Source organism: Streptomyces barringtoniae (genome assembly GCF_020819595.1).
GTDB lineage: Bacteria > Actinomycetota > Actinomycetes > Streptomycetales > Streptomycetaceae > Streptomyces > Streptomyces barringtoniae.
Genome location: NZ_JAJHNP010000004.1, coordinates 122869 through 144817, shown reverse-complemented (window position 1 = coordinate 144817; position 21949 = coordinate 122869). Strand labels below are relative to the sequence as shown.

Below are 21949 nucleotides of genomic sequence, written 5' to 3'. Positions count from 1 at the left end.
AAGGGTGGCCCGGCCCAATGACGAGGTCGAGGCGCTCCTGCGGGAGTACGCGGACCTCATCGCGATCACGGGAGGCGACGCCTTCAAGGCGCGCGCCTACGAGAAGGCGGCGCGTGCCATCGGCGGGTATCCGGCCGACATCTCCAAGCTCGACGAGGACGGGCTGAAGGAGATCCCGAACGTGGGGAAGTCGATCGCCGACAAGGTGGCCGAGTACCTGCGCACGGGCACGATGGCGGTGGTCGAGGAGCGCCGGGCGAAGATCCCCGCGGGGGTGCGCGAGCTGATCACGATCCCCACCCTGGGCCCGAAGAAGGCGCTGCGGCTGTACGAGGACCTGCACATCTCCTCGGTCAGCGAGCTGGCCGCGGCGATCGAGGCGGACGCGCTGGCCGATCTGAAGGGCTTCGGCGAGAAGACGCAGGACAACATCCGGCACGGCATCGAGCTGCTCCAGCGGGCGGGCGCCCGGGTGCCGCTGTCGCTGGCCCTGGACACCGCCGAGGAGATCGTCGCGCAGTTGTCCGCGGTGACCGGGTGCGGGCGCTGCGCGTACGCCGGCTCCCTGCGCCGGATGCGGGAGACCGTCGGGGATCTGGACGTCCTGGTCGCGGCGAAGAAGTCGGAGCCGTTCATGGCGGCGCTGTGCGAGCTGCCGGCCACCGCGGAGGTCATCGCGCGGGGCTCGAAGAAGACGTCGATCCGCACGGCCAAGGGGCTCCAGGTGGACCTCAGGGTGGTGCCGCCGGAGTCGTGGGGTGCCGCGATGCAGTACTTCACCGGTTCGAAGGCGCACAACATCCGCACCCGCACCATCGCCGTGCACCAGGGGCTGAAGCTGTCCGAGTACGGCCTGTTCGACGCCGAGAGCGGGAAGTCGCTGGCCTCGCGCACCGAGGAGGAGGTCTACGCCCGGCTCGGGCTGCCGTGGATCGAGCCGACGCTGCGGGAGGACCGCGGGGAGGTCGAGGCGGCCCTGAACGGCGAGCTGCCCGAGGTGGTGACCGAGAAGGACATCCGCGGTGACCTGCACACCCACACCGACCTCACGGACGGGCTGGCCCCGCTGGAGGAGATGGTGGCGGCGGCCGCCGAGTGCGGCTACGCGTACTACGCGGTCACGGACCACGCGCCCAACCTGTACATGCAGCGCATGACCGACGAGAAGATCCTCGCCCAGCGGGAGCGGGTGCGGGAGCTGGACGGCGCCCACCGCAGGATGCGGCTGCTGCACGGCACGGAGCTCAACATCGACCCGGACGGCGGGGTGGACTGGCCCGAGGAGTTCCTGGCCGGTTTCGACCTGTGCGTGGCCTCGCTGCACTCGCACTTCGACCTGGACCGCAAGGCGATGACCCGGCGGCTGGTGCGGGCCTGCGAGAACCCGTACGTCAACGTCATCGGGCACCCGACGACCCGGCTGATCGGCAAGCGGGCGGGCGTCGACGCCGACTGGGACGAGGTGTTCGCGGCCTGCGCGCGCACCGGCACCGCGCTGGAGGTCAACGCCCAGCCGGACCGACTCGACCTGCGCGACGAGGACATCCTGCGCGCCAGGGAGCACGGCGTGCGGTTCGCCGTGAACACCGACGCCCACTCCGTCCCGCACCTCGCGCAGCTGCGCTACGGCGTCGGCACGGCGCAGCGGGGCTGGCTCACCCGGGACGACGTGATCAACACCTGGCCGCTGACGAGGCTGCGGCGGTTCCTGCAGAAGGGCCGCAAGAGCGGGTGAGGGGCGTCATTCCCGGTCCAGCCACAGGGGTGACAGGTCCTCCTCCGTGTCGGCGGCCCCCACCGCCTTGATGTCCCCGTCCGCGGCGCGCAGCAGCCTGCGGCCCATGGCGATCAGGGCGCGTCCGGCGGCGAGTTCGTCGCCTATCTCCGGTACGTCGGGGTCGTACGGGTTCCGGCGGGCCTCCGCATGACTCTCCAGGACGTTGTCGCCGGTGTCCAGGATGATCCGGGCGGTGGTGTCCGGGTCGTGCTCGGACAGGTACAGGTTCAGCCGCCACTCCTTGACGGCCGGAGCACGGCTGGTCATGGGTCGAGTCATAGTCCGCCACCTCGCTCCGCGGGTTGTGCCGCGACGGGCCGTCGGTCGTGTGCGGCGCCGTCCTGGCTGGTCGCACAGTTCCCCGCGCCCTTTACGGGGCACACAATTCCAGCGCTTCTACTTTGCACCCCGGCACCAGCGGGCGCCTCCCCTCGGCCAGGCAGAATGTGGGCCATGACCTCGCGCACCTGCCCCTGCGGACTCCCCCGGCCCTACGACGCCTGCTGCGGCCGGTTCCACGCGGGGCCGGCCGCCGCGCCGACCGCCGAGCTGCTCATGCGGTCGCGGTACAGCGCGTTCGTGACGGGCGACGCGGGCTATCTGCTGCGCACCTGGCATCCACGGACCCGGCCGGAGCGGCTGGACCTCGATCCGCGGATGAAGTGGACGGGGCTGGAGATCCTGGACACCACCGACGGGTCCGCCTTCCACAGCACGGGCACGGTGACCTTCCGCGCCTCCTACCGGGGCGGCTCGCTGCACGAGCGCAGCCGGTTCGCGCGGGTCGGCGGGGCCTGGGCGTACGTGGACGGGGACTTCCTGGACTAGCGCCTGCTAGGGCGCCAGGATGTCCAGTTCCTGCAGGGCGCCCACGGTGATCTCCCTGGTCAGCTCCTCGGCGCGGGTCGCGTCGCCCTCGCGGACCGCCTCCGCCACCTGGACGTGCAGGGTGACGGCGGCGGGGTCGGGGTCCTCGAACATGACCTCGTGATGGGTGCGGCCGGCCAGGACCTCCGCGACGACGTCGCCGAGCCGGGCGAACATCTCGTTGCCGGAGGCGTTCAGGATGACCCGGTGGAAGGCGATGTCGTGGACCAGGTACTCCTCCAGCTTGTGGCCGCGTGAGTTGGCCACCATGCCGAGCGCGCACTGGGTGAGTTCGGCGCACTGCTCCGCCGTGGCGTGCCTGGCGGCGAGGCCGGCCGCGACCGGTTCGACCGCGGAGCGCAGCACGGTCAGTGAGCGCAGCTGGTGCGGGCGGTCGGCCCCCGCGAGGCGCCAGCGGATGACCTGCGGGTCGTAGACGTTCCACTCCGCCTTGGGGCGGACGGTGACGCCCACGCGGCGGCGGGACTCGACCAGGTGCATGGACTCCAGCACGCGGACCGCCTCGCGCATCACGGAGCGTGACACCTCGAAGTGCTGTGCCAGTTCGTCGGTGCGCAGCACGCTGCCGGGCGGGTACTCGCCCGCCGTGATCGCGGGGCCGAGGGTGTCCAGTACATGGCCGTGCAGCCCCCGGCCCGGTGTGGTCATGCACTCAGCGTACGGCGTGGATCACCGACGGAAAAAGTCAGACTTATATGTCACAGACTCTTGAATTCGTCGTACCTAATGGGTTTCAGTGTGGCGACGCCGCCGTGGCGTCGGATGTCGAGGAAGACAGCGAGGCAGTGATGCGAACCCCCCAGGTCGTCGTCGTGATGGGCGTCGCGGGGACGGGCAAGACCACGATCGGTCCCTTGCTCGCCGCGCGGCTGGGCGTCCCGTACGCCGAGGGCGACGACTTCCACCCGCAGGCCAACATCGACAAGATGTCGGCCGGGATCCCGCTCGAGGACGACGACCGGTGGCCCTGGCTGGACGCCATCGGTCACTGGGCGCACGGGCGGGCCGGACTGGGCGGGGTGGTCAGCAGCTCGGCGCTGAAGCGGGCGTACCGCGACCGGCTCAGGGCCGCCGCTCCCGGTGTGGTGTTCGTGCACCTCACCGGCGACCGGAAGCTGATCGAGGACCGGATGACGCAGCGGCAGGGGCACTTCATGCCGACCGCGCTGCTGGACTCCCAGTTCGCCACGCTGCAGCCCCTGGAGCCGGACGAGACGGGAGTCGCCGTGGACGTCACCGGCAGCCCCGAGGAGATCACCGAGCGCGCAGTGAAAGCACTCGAGGCGCTTCCCGACACCACCGCGTAGCACTCACCCCCGTCCCCCCGTAACGCAAGGGAACCCCCGTGACCAGACTCAGCGTCGAGATGCTGGCAGCGGACGCACCTCCGCCGATCACCTCCGCCGGACACGCCCAGCTGGGCATCGCCGTCCTGGTGGGCATGGCCGTGATCGTCCTGCTCATCACCAAGTTCAAGCTCCATGCCTTCCTGGCGCTGACCATCGGGTCACTGGCGCTGGGCGCGGTCGCCGGAGCGCCGCTCGACAAGGCCATCACCAGCTTCACCACCGGGCTCGGCACCACCGTGGCCGGCGTGGGCGTCCTGATCGCGCTCGGGGCGATCCTGGGCAAGCTCCTCGCCGACTCGGGTGGCGCCGACCAGATCGTCGACACCATCCTCGCCAAGGCCGGCGGGCGCGCGATGCCCTGGGCGATGGTGCTCATCGCCTCCGTGATCGGTCTGCCGCTGTTCTTCGAGGTCGGCATCGTGCTGCTGATCCCGGTCGTACTGATGGTCGCCAAGCGCGGCAACTACTCCCTGATGCGCATCGGCATCCCGGCGCTCGCCGGTCTGTCCGTGATGCACGGCCTGATCCCACCGCACCCCGGCCCGCTGGTCGCGATCGACGCACTCCACGCCAACCTGGGTGTGACCCTCGCGCTCGGCATCCTCGTCGCGATACCGACCGTGATCGTCGGTGGTCCGCTGTTCTCGAAGGTCGCGGCCCGCTGGGTCGACGTCCCGGCACCCGAGCGGATGCTCCCCCAGCGCCCGTCGCAGGAGCTGGAGCGCCGCCCCGGGTTCGGCGTGACCCTGGCGACCGTGCTGCTGCCGGTGGTGCTGATGCTGGCCAAGGCGCTGGTGGACATCGTCGTCGACGACGCGACCACCACCACCCAGCGCGTCTTCGACATCATCGGCACCCCGATGATCGCGCTGCTCGCCGCCGTGCTCGTCGGCTTCTTCACGCTGGGCCGGCCCGCCGGGTTCAGCAAGGAGCGGCTGCAGCAGACCGTCGAGAAGGGCCTGATGCCCATCGCCGGCATCCTGCTGATCGTCGGCGCGGGCGGCGGCTTCAAGCAGACCCTGATCGACTCCGGTGTCGGCCAGATGATCCTGGACGTCTCCAAGAACTGGTCGATCCCGGCGGTGCTGCTGGCCTGGCTGATCGCGGTGGTGATCCGGCTCGCGACGGGCTCGGCGACGGTGGCGACGGTCTCGGCGGCCGGTCTGATCGCGCCGCTCGCGGCCGGCACGTCGACCACCCACACCGCCCTGCTCGTCCTGGCCATCGGCGCCGGCTCGCTCTTCTTCAGCTTCGTCAACGACGCCGGCTTCTGGCTGGTGAAGGAGTACTTCGGGCTGAGCGTCGGGCAGACCGTCAAGACCTGGTCGATCATGGAGACGATCCTCTCGGTGGTCGCCGGCGGTCTGGTCCTGCTGCTGTCGCTGGTCCTGTAGGAGGAGTACGACGATGACGGCTCACCCTCTCTTCGACATCGGCGGCCGCACCGCCCTGGTCACGGGCTCCAGCCGGGGCATCGGCCTCGCGCTCGCCCGGGGGCTGGCCGAGGCCGGCTGCACGGTGGTCCTCAACGGGCGCGACCCGGACCGGCTGGCCGAGGCCGCGTCCGAACTGCCCGGCGACCGGGTCCGCACGGCGGCGTTCGACGTCACCGACGGTCCGGCCGTGGCCGCCGGGATCGCGGACGTCGAGGAGCGGGTGGGCCCGCTCGACATCCTCGTCAACAACGCGGGCATGCAACTGCGCGCCCCGCTGCTGGAGTTCACCGACGCCGACTGGCACCGGATCCTGGACGCCAACCTCACCAGCGCTTTCCTCGTCGGCCGGGAAGCCGCCCGGCGGATGACGGAGCGCGGCCACGGCAAGATCGTCAACATCTGCTCACTGCAGAGCGAGGTCGTACGCCCCGGCATCGCGCCCTACGCCGCCACCAAGGGCGCCCTGAAGATGCTCACCAAGGGCATGTGCGCCGACTGGGGACCGCACGGCGTCCAGGTCAACGGCCTCGGCCCCGGCTACATCGAGACCGAGCTGACCCGGCCCCTGGTGGACGACGAGGAGTTCAGCGCCTGGGTCCGCCGGCGCACCCCGGCCGGCCGCTGGGGCCGTACCGAGGACCTGGTGGGCGCCCTGCTCTTCCTCGCCTCGCCGGCCGCCGACTTCATGGGCGGCCAGATCCTGTACGTCGACGGCGGCATGACGAGCGTCCTGTGAAAGGCGCTGCGCTCTGAAAGGGGATGCGGGAATGCTGGGTTGTGTGATCCACGGCGCGGGCGATCTGCGGGTGGCGGAGCTGCCGGTGCCCGAACCCGGTCCCGGCGAGGCCCTGGTGGCCGTGCGTTACGGCGGGGTCTGCGGCTCCGATCTGCACTACTGGCGGCACGGCGGGGTCGGGGACTTCCGGCTCCGGGAGCCGATGCTGCTCGGGCACGAGGTGGTGGGCACGGTGGTGGCCTACGGCACCGGGGCCAAGGGTCCCGCGCCGGGTACGGCCGTCGCCGTGCACCCCGCCACCCCGTGCGGGCACTGCCCGGAGTGCGCCGACGGGCGCGCGAACGTGTGCCGGGACACCCGGTACCTGGGCAGCGCGGCCCGCTTTCCGCATGTCCAGGGCGGCTTCGCCGAGCGGATCGCCGTACCGGCCGGGCAGCTGCGGGCGCTGCCGGCCGGACTCGGGCTGCGGCGGGCCGCCCTCGCCGAGCCGCTGGCGGTCGCGCTGCACGCCGTGCGGCGGGCCGGGGACGTGTCCGGCCGGCATGTGCTGGTGACCGGGGCGGGGCCGATCGGGTGCCTGGTGGTCGCGGCGGCGAAGGCGGCCGGCGCGGCCCGGGTGACGGTGACCGACCTGGTGCCCCAGGCCCTGGGGTACGCGGCGGTGGCCGGGGCCGACACGCTGGTGCGGGCCGACGATCCGGGTGATGCCGGGTGGCCCGAGGAGGTGGACGTGGCCGTCGAGGCGTCGGGGGTCGCGGCCGGGCTCGACACCTGCCTGCGGCGCGTACGGCGCGGTGGTGTGGTCGTACAGCTCGGGATGCTGCCGCCGGGGCAGTCGCCGTTCGCCGGGAACCTGCTGGTGAGCCGGGAGATCGAGCTGCGGGGGGCGTTCCGATTCGCCGCCGGGTTCGACGGCGCACTGGAACTGCTGGCCGCGCGGGGCGAGTTCGACGCGCTGGTCAGCGCGGTGGTTCCGATGGCGGAGGCCGAGGACGCGCTGGTGCTGGCTGCCGATCGGAGCCGGTCCTGCAAGGTGTTGCTGGAGTTCGGGACCTAGGGGCGCCACAGCGGGTGTTCCCGCTTCGCCCACTCCCTGCTCACCGTCCCCGTGCGCAGCCCCCGTCTCGCCTCCGGGTCGCCCAGGGCCATGCCGACGTGGCCGGCCAGGACCACGCCGATGGTCAGGGCGAGCCAGTCGTGGACGAAGGTCGCCGAGGTGCGCCACACCAGCGGGGCGAGGTGGGTGAACCACATCAGCAGGCCGGTGCCGAGCATGACCAGGGTGGCGCCGGCGATCCAGGCGGCGTAGACCTTCTGGCCGGCGTTGAACTTGCCCGCCGGACGGGAGCCGCGACGCTTGTCGCGGACCAGCGCGGCGTGCAGCCAGACCTTGTCGTGCGGGCCGAAGCGGTTGAGGAAGCGCAGGTCGGTGCGGAAGGCGCGGGAGGCCAGGCCCAGCAGCACCGGGACGGGGAGGGCGATCCCGGCGCACTCGTGGACGCGGACGACCAGTTCGCGGCGGCCGACCATGACCGCCAGCTGGGAGATGTAGAGGATGGCCGCCGTGACCACGCAGATCCCCATCAGCGCGGCCGTCGTGCGGTGGACCCAGCGTTCGGCCCGGCTGAAGCGGCGGACACGGGCGCCGGGCGGGGCGGGGGCGTCAGCTCGTAGGCTCATCGGTGCGTCCGTTCGAGCGGCCGACCCAGGCGTCGACGTCGTAGCCGAGGCGCTCCCAGTAGCCGGGCTCGACCTGGTCGGTGACCGTGATGCCGGAGAGCCACTTGGCCGACTTGTAGAAGTACATGGGGGCGACATAGAGGCGGACCGGGCCGCCGTGGTCGTGGGAGATGTCCTTGTCCTGCATGCGCAGGGCGACCAGGACGTCCGGGCGGCGGGCCTGGTCGAGGGTGAGGCTCTCGGTGTAGGTGCCGTCGAAGCAGGTGAAGTGGATCGCCTTCGCACCGGGACGGACTCCGGCCGCGTCCAGCAGGTCGGACAGGCGTACGCCCTCGAAGGGGGTGCCGGGGACCCGCCAGCCGGTGACGCACTGGACGTCCTTGACCAGCCGGGTCTGCGGCAGGGCGCGCAGATCCGCCAGGGTGTAGGTGTGCGGGCGGTCGACCAGGCCGCCGATCTTCAGGTGGTAGTCGGTGGCGTTCAGGTGCGGTACCGAGGCGGCGACGGAGTAGTAGCGGAATCCCCCGCCGTTGGGCAGCAGGCCGGTCAGGCCCGTGGGGTCCTTTCCGGCGACGGCGCCGAGGACGCCCTCCAGGCCGCGTTGCAGCGTGGGCGCGGCGACGAGGCCGAGCGCGCCCAGGCCGAGGGTGCCGAGGAAGACGCGGCGGCCGACGGGCGTGCCGTCCCGCTCCTCGGATGGTTCGGAGTTCACGCGTTCATTCGAGCACTCGGGGCCCCGGGGGGCCAGAGGGTCCGGTCAGTGGTCAGAGTTCTGTAATCACTTCTTGCATACGTCACGGACAGGCATGCCGTTCAGTGCCCGAGCGCGTGGGCGCGGGCCGTCCGGAAGGCCGTGCGGGGGTCGCGGCGGGCGTAGGACCAGGGTGCCCGGGTGGCGTGGCGGCCGATGCGCCGGAAGAGGGCCGCCGCCTCGGCCGGGCGGCCGGCGCAGGACAGGGCGAAGGCGAGGTGGTTGAGGTCGATGTGGCGCCGGGGGTGTTCGTCGTGCTCCCACTCCAGCCACCAGTCGAAGCAGGAGCGCAGGATGCGGCGGGCCCGGGGGCCGGACCAGTGGCCGGAGGCGGCGGGGTCGGCGGGGGCGAGACCGGTGGCGGCGAGGACGCGGTAGCGCTCGGCGTAGGCGACGACCGGCAGGACGGCGAGCGGGGAGTCGGCGGGGGCCTCGGCGGCGGCCAGTTCGGCGAGGTCGTACGCCTCGTGGTCCTCGGCCGCCCGGCCGCCGGCGGGCCGTTCGGCCAGGCGGGCGAGGAGCAGATGGTGGGCGTGGTGGTGTTCGGGGTGGCGGCGGCGCAGCTCGGTGAAGGCGGCGAACACCTCGCGCTCCGGGCCGAGGGTGCGGGCCAGCAGGAGTGAGCCCAGCCAGGGGGTGGGGTCCTCGGGGGCGAGCGCGGCGGCGGTGGCGCAGGCCTCGCGGGCCCGGCCGGGGTCCTCCTTGTCGCGCAGGGCACGCCGGACCAGGGCGAGGGCGTACAGCGCGGCGGCGTCGGCGGAGCCGGGTTCGGCGTGCAGCCAGTCGCGGGCCCAGGCCACGGCGTACGGCTCCCCGGCGAGCACGGTGAGGCGGTGGCCGCGGCGGTCCCAGTCGTCGCCGGTGTGCCGGAGCAGGGAGCGGGCGGCCTGCCGCCGGCCCTGGGTGAACGCGGCGCGCGCGGTGCGCAGTTCGGCGTCGTCGAGGGCGTCGTCGAAGGCGCCGGAGTCGTCCGGGGCGGTGTCGCCGGACTGGTCCGTGAGGACCCGGCGAGCGCCGAGCAGGGGTGGGGAAGGGGGCACCGCGGGACTTCCTGTTTCTCGGGCTGCCATCGACCGATCACTCACAGCAAACCCCCAGCCAAGGTTTGCGTCAAGCGGAACCAGGCTGTTACTGACTTCAACTAGCGTGACGCACAGGGAACTTGGGGGTACTCCGCGCAGGTGGGCCGGACTCGGCGGGGGCACCCGACGGTCCGCTGTGGCGTACGCCATGGCGCCGCGCCGGCCGGCACCGGAGCATGGCGAGTCAACCGCCCTGTTCCCCGCACTTCCGGGTCGATGCCGTCCCGGGGGCGCTACAGTCGGCCACTACGCACCCGTGGCCCGGCCGGATGATCGAGGTACGCAGCGTGTCCGTTCTGGTTCTCCTTCTCGCCGTGAGTGCGGCCTGCTGTCTGGGCTTCGGTTTCGTGCTCCAGCAGAACGCGGCGCAGAAGGCACCGCTGAGCGACTTCCTGTCCTTCCGGCTGCTGCTCGACCTGATGCGGGTGCCACGCTGGCTGGGCGGGCTCGGCCTGATGGTGGCCGGCATGGTGCTCGGCGCGATCGCCCTCGGCAAGGGGGAGATCTCCCTGGTCGAACCGCTGCTCGCGACCAATCTGCTGTTCGCGCTCGCCCTGTCCCGGCACCAGACCAGACAGCCCCTCGGCCGCCAGGGCTGGGCCGGGCTGCTGCTGCTCGCGGGCGGGGTGAGCGCGTTCATCATGGCGGGCGAGCCGCGGGCCGGCAGCGCCATCTCCGATCCGCTGCGGCACTGGCTGATCATCGGCGCGATGGTCGGCGCGGCCCTGGTGCTCACGACGTACGGCAAGCGTTCCCGGCTGAGCTGGGGCCCGGTGCTGCTGGCCACCGCCGCCGGGCTGCTGTACGGGGTGCAGGACGCGCTGACCCGGGTGAGCGGCACCCGCTTCTCCGAGGGCGGCTTCACCGAGCTGTTCACCGGCTGGCAGCCGTACGGCGTGCTGGCCTGCGGGGTCACCGGTCTGGTCCTGGTGCAGAGCGCCTTCGAGACGGCCCCGCTGCGCATGTCGCTGCCGGCGCTCACCGCGGCCGAGCCGCTCGCCGGGATCCTGTGCGGGGTCGGCTTCCTCGGTGACCGGCTGCGTACCGACACCGGGGCGCTGGCGTGGGAGGCGGCCGGGCTCGCGGCGGTGGTCGTGGGCATCGTGCTGCTGGGGCTGCACCCGGCGATGCCGTGCGGCGCGACGGAGACGGAGCCGTCGGCCCGGGACCTCCAGCGGCGCTGAGCCCTCTGCTTGGATGGCTCGCATGAACCCCGCTGACGAGATCCTCGACATCGTCGACGAGCACGACCGGGTGATCGCCCAGTACCCGCGCGGCGAGGCGTACGCCCGCAAACTGCGCCACCGGTGCGTGTTCGTCCAGGCCAGGGACGCGGCCGGCCGGCTCTTCGTCCACCGGCGCACCGCGACCAAGCTGGTCTTCCCGGCCCTGTACGACATGTTCGTCGGCGGCGTCGTCGGGGCGGGCGAGTCCTACGACGAGGCCGCGCTGCGGGAGGCCGAGGAGGAACTGGGCGTGACGGGGCTGCCCCGGCCGGCGTACCTGTTCAAGTTCCTGTACGACGACGGGGCCGGGAAGAGCTGGTGGTCGGCGGTGTACGAGGTGCGCTGCGAGCTGCCGGTGCGGCCGCAGGCGGAGGAGGTCCAGTGGCACGACTTCCTGCCCGAGGAGGAGGTCGAGCGGCGGCTCGGCGACTGGGAGTGGGTGCCGGACGGGCTGGCGGCCTACGAGAGGCTGCGGGCGTTCCGGGCGGGCCGGTGACCGACCGGTAGGGTCGGCCGCGTGAGCGAATTCGTACAGAACATCCGGCTGTGGTTCGCGCCGGAACAGGTGCGGGACGAGGGCGACACGCCCGACTACCGGTTCTCGCTGGCCAACGAGCGCACCTTTCTCGCCTGGCTGCGCACGGCGCTCGCGCTGATCGGCGGCGGATTCGCGGTGGACCAGTTCCTGCCGGACCTGCGCTGGGCCTGGCGGGTCGGGCTCGCGCTCGCGCTGCTCGGCGCCGGGGTGCTGTGCTCCCTGCGCGCGGTGAACCACTGGGTGCGCTGTGAGCGGGCGATCCGGCGCGGTGAGGACCTGCCCGCGTCCCGGTTCCCGGCCCTGCTGAGCCTGGTCGTCGCGGTGGTGGCGGTGGCGATGGTCGTGGTGGTGCTCGCCGGATGGGCGGGGTGAGCACGGCCGGGCGCGACCCGGGGCTGCAGCCGGAGCGGACCCGGCTGGCCTGGCGCCGTACGACCCTCTCGGCCACCATGGCCGCCGTACTCGCCGTCAAGACCGTCCTGCACGGCGGCGTCTCGGCCACCGGAGTGACCGTCTGCGCCCTGTGCTGTGTGCTCTTCCTGGGCTTTCTGGCCGTGGCCCACCGCCGGATCCGGGCCCTCGCGGCCGGACCCCGCCCTTCGGCGCTCGCTCCCCGGCACGCCACGGCGGCGGCGCTGTGCGCGGTGGCGCTGGCGGTGTGCGCGGCCGCGCTGGTCGTCTAGCCCTCCCCGCTCCGCCGGCCCACCGTGACCACGATCTTGCCGCGGGTGCGGCCCTCCTGGTTCAACCGGTGCGCATCCGCCGCCCGCTCCAGCGGGAACGCCTCCTGGACGTACACCGAGACGACCCCCTGCCCCGGCGGCACTGCACGCGGCCGCGCCGGTCCTCTAGCCCTCCCCGCCCTCCCCGCTTCGCCGGCCCACCGTGACCACGATCTTGCCGCGGGTGCGGCCCTCCTGGTTCAACCGGTGCGCATCCGCCGCCCGCTCCAGCGGGAACGCCTCCTGGACGTGCACCGAGACGACGCCCTCTTCGGCCTGCCGGGAGAGCGCGTCCAGGTCCTCCGCGTCCGGGCGGACGAAGAAGTAGCGGCCGCCGTGGCTCACCACCTCGGGGTCGGCGATCGACGCCAGCCGGCCTTCCGGGGCGAGCAGGTTGACCGAGGTCTTCAGGGTGTCGCCGCCGACGGTGTCGAAGACCGCGTCCACGCCCTCGGGGGCGAGCGCGCGCACCCGTCCGGCGAGGCCCTCGCCGTAGGTCACCGGCTCGCCGCCGAGCCCGCGCACATAGTCGTGGTTGTGCTCGCTCGCCGTACCGATGACCCGGGCCCCGAGGTGGGCGGCGATCTGGACGGCGAGGGAGCCGACCCCGCCGGCCGCCGCGTGCACCAGCACGGTCTCGCCGCGCCCCGCCTCCAGCACCTTCACGAGCACCTGATAGGCGGTGAGCCCGGCGAGCGGAAGGCCGGCGGCCTCCTCGAAGGAGAGGTTGCGCGGCTTGCGGGCCAGGGTGCGCACCGGCGCGGCGACGTACTCGGCGAAGGTGCCGCGGGAGAGGAAGTCCTCGCGGCAGTAGCCGATGACCTCGTCGCCGGCGGCGAACTCCGTGACCGAGGCGCCGGGCCGGACGACCACCCCGCTGACGTCCCAGCCGGGGACCACCGGGAAGACGGCGTCCAGGACCGCGTCGAGATACCCCTCGCGGCACTTCCAGTCGACCGGGTTGACGGCCGCGGCACGGACCGCGACCAGAACCTGGTCGGGGCCGACCTTGGGGTCGCGCACCTCGCCGTACTCCAGCACCTCGGGTCCGCCGTAGCGGCGGTAGCTGACGCCCTTCATGCCCTCGACCCTCCGGGGTACTCGAACCTCACGCAAGCGGTACGAAGGTGAGCACCATGACCACCTTGCACCAGGAACACACCGAACACGGCACGCACTGCCACGGTCCGGGCTGCGGGCACAGCGCCGTGTCGCACGGCGACCACCTGGACTACGCGCACGACGGGCATCTGCACCGCGAGCACGAGGGGCACTGGGACGAGTGCGAGCCGGCCGGGCACACCGTCCACGAGGGGCACGAGCACGTGCACTACGACGAGTGCGGACACGCCCAGGTGCCGCACGGCGACCACATCGACTATCTGCACGGCGGCCACCGGCACGCCGAGCACGAGGGGCACTGGGACGACCACTGACGCGAGGGCCGACGGCTTTCCGGGCAGCGCGCCGGGGAGCAGTCGGCCTATCGTGGCTCCTGTCACGTTTCACCTCCTGACGGGTACATCCACTGGACGGCATACCGACCGGTCGGCATCATGAGTCGAGTCCTGTTCACCCGTTCGTAGGAGTGATGAATGAGCGCCGACCACCCGCCCGGACTCGACCTGGACCGGCTGCGCGCCCACCTCGACCGCGAGCGCCCCGGTCTGGCGGCCGGCCCCCTCACCGGCCGGCTGATCGAGGGCGGACGGTCGAACCTCACCTACGCGCTCACCGACGGCACCTCCCGGTGGGTCGTACGCCGGCCGCCGCTCGGCCATGTCCTGGCCACCGCGCACGACATGAAGCGCGAGCACCGCGTGATCAGCGCCCTGCACCCGACCCGGGTGCCGGTCCCGCGCCCGGTGCTGCTGTGCGAGGACGAGGAGGTGCTCGGGGCGCCGTTCTACGTCATGGAGTTCGTCGAGGGCACCCCGTACCGCACGGCCCAGCAGCTCGCCCCGCTCGGCCCCGAGCGCACCCGGAACGCGGTGCTGTCCCTGGTGGACACGCTGGTCGAACTCCACGCGGTCGACCCCGCCGCGGTGGGCCTCGAGGACTTCGGCCGCCCCGAGGGCTTCCTGGACCGGCAGCTGCGCCGCTGGGGCAAGCAGCTGGACGCCTCCCGCAACCGCGAACTGGCCGGCATCGACGAACTGCACGCGTCCCTGGGCCGGGAGCTGCCGCACTCCCCCGCGCCCGCCGTCGTACACGGCGACTACCGGCTCGACAACGTGCTGATCGGGGACGACGACCGGATCAAGGCGATCCTCGACTGGGAGATGTCCACCCTCGGCGACCCGCTCACCGACCTGGGGCTGCTCGTGATGTACAGCCAGCCGCTGGGCATGGCGGACTCCCCGGTCTCCACCACCGCCGAGGCCCCGGGACACCCCTCCCCACGGGAGCTGATCGAGCGCTACGCCGAGCGCTCGGGGCGGGACGTCTCCGGCGTCTCCTGGTACACGGCGTTCGCCTGGTTCAAGCTCGCCGTGATCCTGGAGGGCATCCACTACCGGTACACGCTGGGCCAGACGGTCGGGCGCGGCTTCGACCGGATCGGCGACCTCGTGCCCGTCTTCATCGACCACGGACTGACCACTCTTCAGGAAGGCTGACCGCTCATGGACTTCGCGTTCGACGCGCGCACCGAGGAACTGCGTGCCAAGCTGCTCGCCTTCATGGACGAGTACGTCCACCCGGCCGAGGCGGTGGCGGAGGAGCAGCGGGCCGCGCTGGCCTCGCCGTGGGACACCCCGGCCGTGGTCGAGGAGCTGAAGGCCGAGGCCCGCAGGCAGGGCCTGTGGAACCTCTTCCTGCCCGACGCCGAGTACGGCGCGGGCCTCACCAACCTGCAGTACGCGCCGCTCGCCGAGATCACCGGCCGCTCCCCGCATCTGGCGCCCACCGCGACCAACTGCGCCGCGCCCGACACCGGGAACATGGAGGTGCTGGCGCAGTTCGGCGACGAGCGGCAGAAGAAGCAGTGGCTGGAGCCGCTGCTCGCCGGTGAGATCCGCTCGGCGTTCGCGATGACGGAGCCCGAGGTGGCCTCCTCGGACGCCACCAACATCACCACGCACATCCAGCGGGACGGCGACGAGTACGTCATCACCGGCCGCAAGTGGTACATCTCCGGCGCGATGAACCCGGACTGCAAGATCTTCATCGTGATGGGCAAGACGGACCCGGACGGCGCCGACATCCGCCGCCAGCAGTCCATGGTCCTGGTCCCACGGGACACCCCGGGCGTGACCGTCAAGCGCGCCATGCAGGTCTTCGGCTACGAGGACCACTCGCACGGCGGCCACGCCGAGGTGATCTTCGACCACGCTCGCGTGCCGGTCGCCAACCTCGTCGGCGAGGAGGGCGGCGGCTTCGCCATCGCCCAGGCGCGGCTCGGCCCCGGCCGGATCCACCACTGCATGCGGCTGATCGGCATGGCCGAGCGGGCCATCGAGCTGATGTGCCGGCGTGCCGTCTCCCGTACCGCCTTCGGCAAGGCGCTGGCCCAGCAGGGTGTGGTCCAGAACTGGATCGCCGACGCCCGGGTGACGGTGGAGCAGCTGCGGCTGCTGGTGCTGAAGACGGCCTGGCTGATGGACACCGTCGGCAACAAGGGCGCCCACACCGAGATCCAGGCCATCAAGATCGCCACGCCGCGCGCGGTGGTCGGCATCCTGGACCGCGCGATCCAGCTGCACGGCGCGGGCGGGGTGAGCCAGGACTTCCCGCTGGCCGAGCTGTACGCGAGCGCCCGCACCCTGATGCTGGCCGACGGCCCGGACGAGGTACACCAGCGGTCGCTGGCCCGGCGGGAGCTGAAGAAGTACGTCTGAGCTGCCCCGTTCGGCAAGGGGCCGGCGACAGTGTGTGGACGTGGAGCGTGCCGGATGCGGCGCGCTCCACGTCCACGAGGCTCTGCCATCCGGCGGCCGCGGACCTCGTCCGTCATCTCACGGACGGTCGCTTCATGGGCGCAGTGCCCGCAGCAGCAGGTCGGCGAGGTGGTCGGCGACCTGCTGCGGGGTGAGCGGGCCGTCCGGGCGGTACCAGGTGGACAGGTGGTGGACCGAGCCGAAGTGGTAGTCCACCACCAGGTCGGCCGGGGTCGCCGTGGAGAAGACGCCCGCCTTCTGGCCCTCCTCGATGAGCGCCCGGAACCGTTCGTGGTAACGCCGGCGCTCGGCGCGGACCTGCTTGTTCTTCTCCGGGCTGAGGTGGTGCATGGACCGGAAGAAGATCATCGCGTCGTCGAGGTTGTCGATCGTGGTGACGACCACGTCCGCCGCCGCGGCTCTGAGCCGCTCCTCCACCGGCGCGTCCATCCCGGCGAAGTGGTCCAGCCGCTCCTGCTGGATGCGCAGCACGCGCGCGTACACCTCGTGCAGGAGGTCGTCCTTGGAGCCGAAGTAGTGGTACAGCGCCCCCTTGGTGACGCCGGCCGCCTCCACGATCTCCTGCACGGAGGTGCGGTCGTATCCCTGCTCGGCGAAGAGCCGGGTGGCGGCGGCCAGCAGCCGCTGCGGAACGGGGGTCCCGTCTCCGTCCGTCGTCCTGGGCACTGCCGCCACCTGCCTTCCGTGATGCTTACCGAATGTCCTGCGCGAGGTCCCGCGCGCGGGAACGCAGTTCCCGCCGGAGGATCTTCCCACTTGCCGTCTTGGGCAGGTCGGGCAGGATCTCCACCTGACGCGGGTATTTGTAGGCGGCCAGTCTCTCCCTGCAGTACACCGCGAGTTCGTCCGGGGCCGCCTCGGCGCCCGGACGCAGGCTTATGTACGCCTTCACGGTCTCGCCGCGGTAGCCGTCGGGAACGCCCACGACGGCCGCCTCGCGCACCGCCGGGTGGGTGTACAGCACGTCCTCGACCTCTCGGGGCCAGACCTTGAAGCCGGACGCGTTGATCATGTCCTTCTTGCGGTCGACGACGTACAGCCATCCCTGTTCGTCCATGAATCCGATGTCGCCGGTGCGCAGCTCGCCGTCCGGGAAGGACTCGGCGGTGGCGTCCGGGCGCCGCCAGTAGCCGGGAACGACCTGGGGCCCTCGTACGAGGATCTCGCCCTGCTCCCCGAAGGGCACCTCCTCGCCCTGCTCGTCCACGATCCGGACGACCGTGTCGGCGCCGGGCAGGCCCACCGACAGCGTCCCGGAGACGGGGTCCACGGGCGCCTCGAGGCCGGGCGGGACGGAGGCGCAGGGGGCGGTGCACTCGGTGAGGCCGTAGCCGACGCGGATGTACGGCCCGAAGCGTTCGCGGAAGCTCTCCACCAGGGCCGGGGGCACGGGCGCGCCGCCGGAGGACATGTTCACGAAGGAGGCGAAGTGCTCGCGCGTGACGTCCGGGTGGGCGGCGAGCGCCATGTAGGCCGTGGAGGGGCCGACCGTGTAGTGCGGGTGGTGCTCGGCGAAGGCCTCCAGGACGAGCCCGGGCTCGAAGCGGTAGGCGAGCACCAGGGTGCCGGCGCTGTTCAGGCAGGCACCGAACTGGCAGACCATGCCGGTGATGTGGAACAGCGGCGCGAGCGCGTAGTAGACCGGCGCCTCGGGCAGCGCGAGCCCGGTCCGCTGCCGTTCGGCGTTGTGCATGATGTTTTGGTGCGTGTTGGTGGCGCCCTTGGGGGTGCCGCTGGTGCCGGAGGTGTAGCTGATCAGCGCGATGTCGTCCGGGCGCGGGTCGCGGTCCTCGGGCGCCTTGCCGCCCTGGCGGGCGACGGCCACGAGGTCGTCGGCGTCCGGCGCCTGCGGCAGCCACTCGAATCCGAGCACGCGCGCGTCGTTGCGGGTTTGGAAGTCCACCTCGCTCGCGGTGAGCACGATCCGCACCGGCGACCCGGCCGCCGTCTCCCTGAGGTACGCCTCCCAGGCCCGGTCGGAGCAGATCAGCGCGGCCGCCTCGCCGTCCCGCAGGATGTGCTCCATCTCGGCCGACTTGTACATCGGGTTGACCGGGACGACGGTCGCGCCGGCCTTCCAGGCGCCGAGGACGGCGAGCACGAAGTGCGGGGAGTTCTGCAGCAGCACCGCCACCCGGTCCCCGCGCTCCAGCCCGCGCGCGGCGAGGTGGGCGGCGACGGAGTCGCTGAGCTCGTCCACCTCGCGGTAGCTCAGCCGGGCGTCGAAGTAGGCGAGGAAGGTGCGCTCGGGCGCCTCGGCGACGGCCGTCCGCAGGGCGTGCACCAGCGAGTCGGCAGGGTCGACCGGGCCGCGCTGGGCCTCGTCGAGCAGGGCCAGCCAGGGGCGTGCCGCGTACCGGGAGGCGCTCACCGGGCCTGCTCCCACTTGCGCTGGATGTGGTTCATGCTCCTCAGCCAGCGATCCGGATCGGTGGCCCGGGCCTGGTAGTACTCGGCCACCTCGGGGTGCGGCAGGATCAGGAAGCGGTCCTCCTCGATGCCCCGGAACAGGGCGTCGGCGACGGCCTCCGGCGCGATCGCGGTGGGCTGCAGCACCAGGTCCCCGGCGCTGCCGGTGGCGGCCAGCATGTCCGTGCGCACACCCTGCGGACAGATCGCGTGCACCTTCAGGCCCCGGTGGCGGTACGTCAGCGACAGCCACTCGGCGAAGGCGTAGGCGCCGTGCTTGGTGACGCTGTAGGAGGGCGCGCCGATCATGGTGAGCAGCCCGGCGGCCGACACGGTGGACACGAACCGGCCGGCGCCCCGCTCCAGCCAGGACGGCAGCAGCGCGTGGGCGGCGCGGACGTGCGCCATCACATTGACGTCCCAGGCGAGGGCCCAGGACCTCTCGTCGAGCGGCCCGCCCTCGTCGCCGTCCTCGAAGGCGACACCGGCGTTGGCGCAGTAGATGTCGACGGTGCCGCCGAGCGCGTCGCGGGCGTCGCCGACGATCGCGGAGGCGTCGCCCGGTACGGCGATCCCGCCGATCTCCTCGGCCACCGCCTTGGCCCGCTCGCCGTCCAGGTCGTTCACGACGACCCGGGCCCCCTCGGCGGCGAAACGCCGGGCCAGCGCGGCCCCGATCCCCCCGCCGGCCCCGGTGACGACCACTCCCGCATCCTGCACGGCTTCCACCATCGGTCTCCCTCGACACGACTTCGCGCGGCGCGCGTCGGCCCTGATCGCCTCAGACTAACCGGTCGGTATGTGTGAAGGAAGGGCCACCGCACCAACCTCTAGCCATGCATCTGTCCCGACGGAACCTGCTCGCATCGGCCCCCCTGGCCGCCCTCGCGCCCACGCCCGCCCACCGTGCGGAACTGCACACCGGTTTCGAAAGACTCGCAGCCGACGGCTACTCCCTGCTGAAGGGCCGGCGCGTCGGCGTCGTCACCAATCCGACCGGCATCACCAGGGACACCGCCCACATCGTCGACGTCATGCACAGGGACCCCCGTGTGCAGCTGACGGCGGTCTTCGGTCCCGAGCACGGCTTCCGGGGCACCGCTCAGGCGGGCGGCTCCGAGGGCAAGTACGACGACCCGGCGACGGGGCTGCCCGTCTATGACACCTACCTCAAGAGCGGACAGCAGCTCGCCGACATCTTCACCACCGCCGCCGTCGACACGGTCGTCTTCGACATCCAGGACGTCGGTGCCCGCTTCTACACCTACATCTGGACGCTCTACGACTGCATGGAGGCCGCGCAGCTCGCGGGCAAGCGGTTCGTCGTCCTCGACCGGCCCAATCCGGTGACCGGCCGGGAGGCCCTGGGGCCGGTCCTGCACAAGGAGTTCGCCACGTTCGTCGGCCGGCAGCCGATCGCCCAGGCGCACGGCATGACCGTCGCGGAGCTGGCACGGCTGTTCAACGGGGAGTTCCTGAGCAGGCCGGTCGCGCTGGACACCGTACTGATGACGGGCTGGAGGCGCACGCAGTTCTACGACTCCTGGGGGCTGCCCTGGGTGCCGCCGAGCCCGAACATGCCGACCCCGGACACGGCTCTCGTGTACTCCGGCACCTGCATGTTCGAGGGCACCAACGTCTCGGAGGGCCGGGGCACGACCAGGCCGTTCGAACTGCTCGGTGCCGAGGGCGTCGACGGCCGCTGGGCCGCCGCGGCGAACGAACTCGGGCTGCCCGGCGTACGGTTCAGGGAGGCGTACTTCGCGCCCACCTTCTCCAAGTTCCAGGGCAGGACGGTCGGCGGGGTGCAGATCCATGTGCAGGACCGGGCCGCCTACGACCCCGTGCGCACCGGGATCGCGCTGCTGGTGACCGTCCGCAAGGCCTGGGCCGGCTTCGCGTGGCGGCCGGACAACTGGATCGACAGGCTCACCGGCTCCACCCGGGTGCGCACGATGATCGACGCGGGGGCGGCCACCGACGAGGTGACCGGCGCCTGGCAGGAGGAGCTCGCCGCGTTCCGGCGGGTTCGCAAGGAATATCTCCTGTACAGATGAGCCGCGGTGTATGGCCAACCCCGCCCCGGCGCAGGACGATGCGTCCGCACCACATCGTTACGCATCGTTTCCGGCGGGACGAGGGAGCCTGGCATGGCGGATCCCGGGATGAGCGTGACTCCCTACTGGGAGCTGACCTTCGACGCGGACGGGGACGTGGACGGCCCCGAACGCGACCATCTGATCGCGCAGGTCACGGCGCACGGCGTCCGTGACCTGATCGTCTTCGCGCACGGCTGGAACGAGGACCGCTCGGGCGCGACCGCGCTGTACCGGCGCTTCTTCGCACCGGTGCCGGCGCTCGCGCCACGGGCCCGGCTCGGCTACGTCGGCGTGATCTGGCCGTCGATGCGGTTCAGCGACGAGCCGATCCCGGACTTCCCGAAGTCGGTGGCGGCCGTCGCCGCGCAGCGGGCACCGGGTCCGGCGCTGGACAAGGACACCCGCAACGCGCTGCTGAGGACGTTCCCGGGGCGGGCCCCCGTGATCGACCAGCTGGCCCGGATGCTGGACGAACAGCCGGACGGCGAGGGCCGGTTGACCGAGTTCGGGCGGCTGGTGCGGCTGCTGGTGGACGGGGAGCGGCCCGGGGTGGCCGACACGAGCCAGGAGGGCGAGCCGCTGGTGTTCACCGAGGACCCGGCGACCGCCTGCGACGAGTTCGCCGAGGCGCTGGCCGCCGTACGGTCGCCCGGCGCACCGGCCGACTTCAGCATCCCGAACCCCTGGGAGGGCGCCAAGGAGCTGCTGCGGCAGGCGGCGTACTACACGATGAAGCGGCGGGGCGGGACGGTCGGCGAGCACGGACTCGGGCCGGTGATCGGGCAGTTGGCGCAGGCGGCGCCCGGGGTGCGGGTGCACCTGGTGGGGCACAGCTTCGGCGGGCGGCTGGTGTCGTTCGCGCTGCGCGGGCTGCCCGACGGGGTGAGCACGGTGAAGTCCGTGACCCTCCTCCAAGGCGCCTTCTCGCACTACGCGTTCGCGGACCGGCTGCCGCAGGACCCGGACAAGGCGGGGACGCTCAAGGACCGGCAGCGGCGGATCGACGGCCCGCTGGTGTGCTGCTACTCGCGCTTCGACGCGGCACTCGGCACGTTCTATCCGCTGGCCTCCCGGCTCGCCGGGGACGACCGCTCGTGCGTGGGCAGCGAGATCGCGGCCGTGCTGGGTCCGGAGTGGGGCGCCATGGGCCACGACGGGGTGCAGGCGGTGCCGGGCACCGCCCGGCTGGACCTCGCGGCGGCCCTCGCCGGCCCGCTGCCCGCGACGGGGTGCGTGAACGTCGACGCCGCCGCGGTCGTCTGCCACGGCGGCCCGCCGGCCGGGGCGCACAGCGACATCGTGCACCCCGAACTGGCACGGCTGGTGCTGGCGGCGGGCCGTATCGGCTGACCCGCCG

Annotated in this window: 24 protein-coding genes and 1 pseudogene; 15 read left to right on the top strand and 10 right to left on the bottom strand. The window is 72.3% G+C overall.

Going from position 1 to position 21949, the window contains the following annotated elements:
* The first annotated feature begins 4 nt into the window (after window positions 1–4).
* A complete protein-coding gene (polX, locus tag LMU33_RS07785; RefSeq protein ID WP_228618604.1) occupies window positions 5–1735 on the top strand; it encodes a DNA polymerase/3'-5' exonuclease PolX in 1731 nt (576 codons plus the stop codon).
* Between the two features lie 6 nt (window positions 1736–1741).
* Here the strand turns inward: polX and LMU33_RS07780 are convergent, their stop codons facing one another.
* Window positions 1742–2056 (bottom strand): dsRBD fold-containing protein, encoded by a 315-nt coding sequence (locus LMU33_RS07780; RefSeq protein ID WP_228618602.1) that lies wholly within the window; start codon window positions 2054–2056, stop codon window positions 1742–1744.
* 174 nt (window positions 2057–2230) lie between these two features.
* Between LMU33_RS07780 and LMU33_RS07775 the strand changes: the two genes are divergently transcribed.
* The gene (locus LMU33_RS07775) at window positions 2231–2605 is read left to right on the top strand and encodes a YchJ family protein (RefSeq protein WP_228618601.1); all 375 of its coding nucleotides are present in this window, start codon (window positions 2231–2233) and stop codon (window positions 2603–2605) included.
* Between the two features lie 6 nt (window positions 2606–2611).
* On the opposite strand, the gene LMU33_RS07770 is transcribed toward LMU33_RS07775, so the two are convergent.
* Window positions 2612–3313, bottom strand: a complete 702-nt coding sequence (locus LMU33_RS07770; protein ID WP_228618599.1) for a FadR/GntR family transcriptional regulator — start codon at window positions 3311–3313, stop codon at window positions 2612–2614.
* Window positions 3314–3453: 140 nt separating this feature from the next.
* On the opposite strand from LMU33_RS07770, the gene LMU33_RS07765 reads away from it, so the two are divergent.
* Genes LMU33_RS07765 through LMU33_RS07750 form a run of 4 tightly spaced genes read left to right on the top strand, consistent with a single transcriptional unit; the run spans window position 3454 to window position 7243 of the window.
* On the top strand, window positions 3454–3972 hold the full coding sequence (locus LMU33_RS07765; protein ID WP_228618598.1) for a gluconokinase: 519 nt from the start codon (window positions 3454–3456) through the stop codon (window positions 3970–3972).
* Window positions 3973–4010: 38 nt separating this feature from the next.
* Complete coding sequence (locus LMU33_RS07760) at window positions 4011–5408, top strand: GntT/GntP/DsdX family permease (RefSeq protein WP_228618596.1); 1398 nt, start codon at window positions 4011–4013, stop codon at window positions 5406–5408.
* A gap of 13 nt (window positions 5409–5421) precedes the next feature.
* Window positions 5422–6186, top strand: coding sequence for an SDR family oxidoreductase (locus LMU33_RS07755; RefSeq protein ID WP_228618594.1), 765 nt, complete (start codon window positions 5422–5424; stop codon window positions 6184–6186).
* A gap of 31 nt (window positions 6187–6217) precedes the next feature.
* On the top strand, window positions 6218–7243 hold the full coding sequence (locus LMU33_RS07750) for an L-idonate 5-dehydrogenase (RefSeq protein ID WP_228618593.1): 1026 nt from the start codon (window positions 6218–6220) through the stop codon (window positions 7241–7243).
* Here LMU33_RS07750 and LMU33_RS07745 read toward each other — a convergent pair.
* The 3 genes from LMU33_RS07745 to LMU33_RS07735 form a co-directional block, all read right to left on the bottom strand.
* On the bottom strand, window positions 7240–7866 hold the full coding sequence (locus LMU33_RS07745) for a cytochrome b/b6 domain-containing protein (protein WP_228618591.1): 627 nt from the start codon (window positions 7864–7866) through the stop codon (window positions 7240–7242). The two genes, LMU33_RS07750 and LMU33_RS07745, sit on opposite strands and share 4 nt — an antisense overlap.
* Window positions 7850–8578, bottom strand: coding sequence for a molybdopterin-dependent oxidoreductase (locus tag LMU33_RS07740; RefSeq protein WP_228618590.1), 729 nt, complete (start codon window positions 8576–8578; stop codon window positions 7850–7852). Before LMU33_RS07740 ends, LMU33_RS07745 begins: the two co-directional genes overlap by 17 nt.
* 101 nt (window positions 8579–8679) lie before the next feature.
* The gene (locus LMU33_RS07735) at window positions 8680–9657 is read right to left on the bottom strand and encodes a hypothetical protein (RefSeq protein WP_228618588.1); all 978 of its coding nucleotides are present in this window, start codon (window positions 9655–9657) and stop codon (window positions 8680–8682) included.
* Between the two features lie 329 nt (window positions 9658–9986).
* Between LMU33_RS07735 and LMU33_RS07730 the strand changes: the two genes are divergently transcribed.
* Genes LMU33_RS07730 through LMU33_RS07715 form a run of 4 tightly spaced genes read left to right on the top strand, consistent with a single transcriptional unit; the run spans window position 9987 to window position 12146 of the window.
* The gene (locus LMU33_RS07730) at window positions 9987–10883 is read left to right on the top strand and encodes a DMT family transporter (RefSeq protein WP_228618586.1); all 897 of its coding nucleotides are present in this window, start codon (window positions 9987–9989) and stop codon (window positions 10881–10883) included.
* Between the two features lie 22 nt (window positions 10884–10905).
* Window positions 10906–11421 (top strand): NUDIX hydrolase, encoded by a 516-nt coding sequence (locus LMU33_RS07725; protein ID WP_228618585.1) that lies wholly within the window; start codon window positions 10906–10908, stop codon window positions 11419–11421.
* Window positions 11422–11442: 21 nt separating this feature from the next.
* Window positions 11443–11835, top strand: coding sequence for a YidH family protein (locus tag LMU33_RS07720; RefSeq protein ID WP_228618583.1), 393 nt, complete (start codon window positions 11443–11445; stop codon window positions 11833–11835).
* On the top strand, window positions 11823–12146 hold the full coding sequence (locus LMU33_RS07715; RefSeq protein ID WP_372477899.1) for a DUF202 domain-containing protein: 324 nt from the start codon (window positions 11823–11825) through the stop codon (window positions 12144–12146). The genes LMU33_RS07720 and LMU33_RS07715 overlap by 13 nt, the downstream gene beginning before the upstream one ends.
* On the opposite strand, the pseudogene LMU33_RS07710 reads toward LMU33_RS07715, so the two are convergent.
* Together LMU33_RS07710 and LMU33_RS07705 are read right to left on the bottom strand one after the other, a co-directional pair.
* Window positions 12143–12277, bottom strand: a pseudogene (locus LMU33_RS07710) (zinc-binding dehydrogenase); the annotation flags it as partial. The gene LMU33_RS07715 and the pseudogene LMU33_RS07710 overlap by 4 nt on opposite strands.
* Before the next feature lie 34 nt (window positions 12278–12311).
* On the bottom strand, window positions 12312–13265 hold the full coding sequence (locus tag LMU33_RS07705) for an NADP-dependent oxidoreductase (RefSeq protein ID WP_228618579.1): 954 nt from the start codon (window positions 13263–13265) through the stop codon (window positions 12312–12314).
* 56 nt (window positions 13266–13321) lie between these two features.
* On the opposite strand from LMU33_RS07705, the gene LMU33_RS07700 reads away from it, so the two are divergent.
* The 3 genes from LMU33_RS07700 to LMU33_RS07690 all read left to right on the top strand — a co-directional run bounded on the left by LMU33_RS07700 (window position 13322) and on the right by LMU33_RS07690 (window position 16024).
* Window positions 13322–13621: a hypothetical protein gene (locus LMU33_RS07700; protein ID WP_228618578.1), complete on the top strand. Its 300-nt coding sequence runs from the start codon at window positions 13322–13324 to the stop codon at window positions 13619–13621.
* A 159-nt stretch (window positions 13622–13780) separates the two neighbouring features.
* On the top strand, window positions 13781–14803 hold the full coding sequence (locus LMU33_RS07695) for a phosphotransferase family protein (RefSeq protein ID WP_228618576.1): 1023 nt from the start codon (window positions 13781–13783) through the stop codon (window positions 14801–14803).
* A gap of 6 nt (window positions 14804–14809) precedes the next feature.
* Window positions 14810–16024 carry an acyl-CoA dehydrogenase family protein gene (locus LMU33_RS07690; protein WP_228618574.1) on the top strand — a complete coding sequence of 405 codons (1215 nt, stop codon included), beginning with the start codon at window positions 14810–14812 and terminating at the stop codon, window positions 16022–16024.
* A gap of 132 nt (window positions 16025–16156) precedes the next feature.
* Here the strand turns inward: LMU33_RS07690 and LMU33_RS07685 are convergent, their stop codons facing one another.
* Genes LMU33_RS07685 through LMU33_RS07675 form a run of 3 tightly spaced genes read right to left on the bottom strand, consistent with a single transcriptional unit; the run spans window position 16157 to window position 19225 of the window.
* Window positions 16157–16750, bottom strand: coding sequence for a TetR/AcrR family transcriptional regulator (locus tag LMU33_RS07685; protein ID WP_228618572.1), 594 nt, complete (start codon window positions 16748–16750; stop codon window positions 16157–16159).
* Between the two features lie 25 nt (window positions 16751–16775).
* Window positions 16776–18455, bottom strand: a complete 1680-nt coding sequence (locus LMU33_RS07680) for a class I adenylate-forming enzyme family protein (protein WP_228618571.1) — start codon at window positions 18453–18455, stop codon at window positions 16776–16778.
* On the bottom strand, window positions 18452–19225 hold the full coding sequence (locus LMU33_RS07675; protein ID WP_228618569.1) for an SDR family oxidoreductase: 774 nt from the start codon (window positions 19223–19225) through the stop codon (window positions 18452–18454). Before LMU33_RS07675 ends, LMU33_RS07680 begins: the two co-directional genes overlap by 4 nt.
* 104 nt (window positions 19226–19329) lie before the next feature.
* Between LMU33_RS07675 and LMU33_RS07670 the strand changes: the two genes are divergently transcribed.
* Complete coding sequence (locus LMU33_RS07670; RefSeq protein ID WP_228618568.1) at window positions 19330–20550, top strand: exo-beta-N-acetylmuramidase NamZ family protein; 1221 nt, start codon at window positions 19330–19332, stop codon at window positions 20548–20550.
* A 93-nt stretch (window positions 20551–20643) separates the two neighbouring features.
* Window positions 20644–21942: an alpha/beta hydrolase family protein gene (locus tag LMU33_RS07665; protein ID WP_228618566.1), complete on the top strand. Its 1299-nt coding sequence runs from the start codon at window positions 20644–20646 to the stop codon at window positions 21940–21942.
* Window positions 21943–21949: the final 7 nt, after the last annotated feature.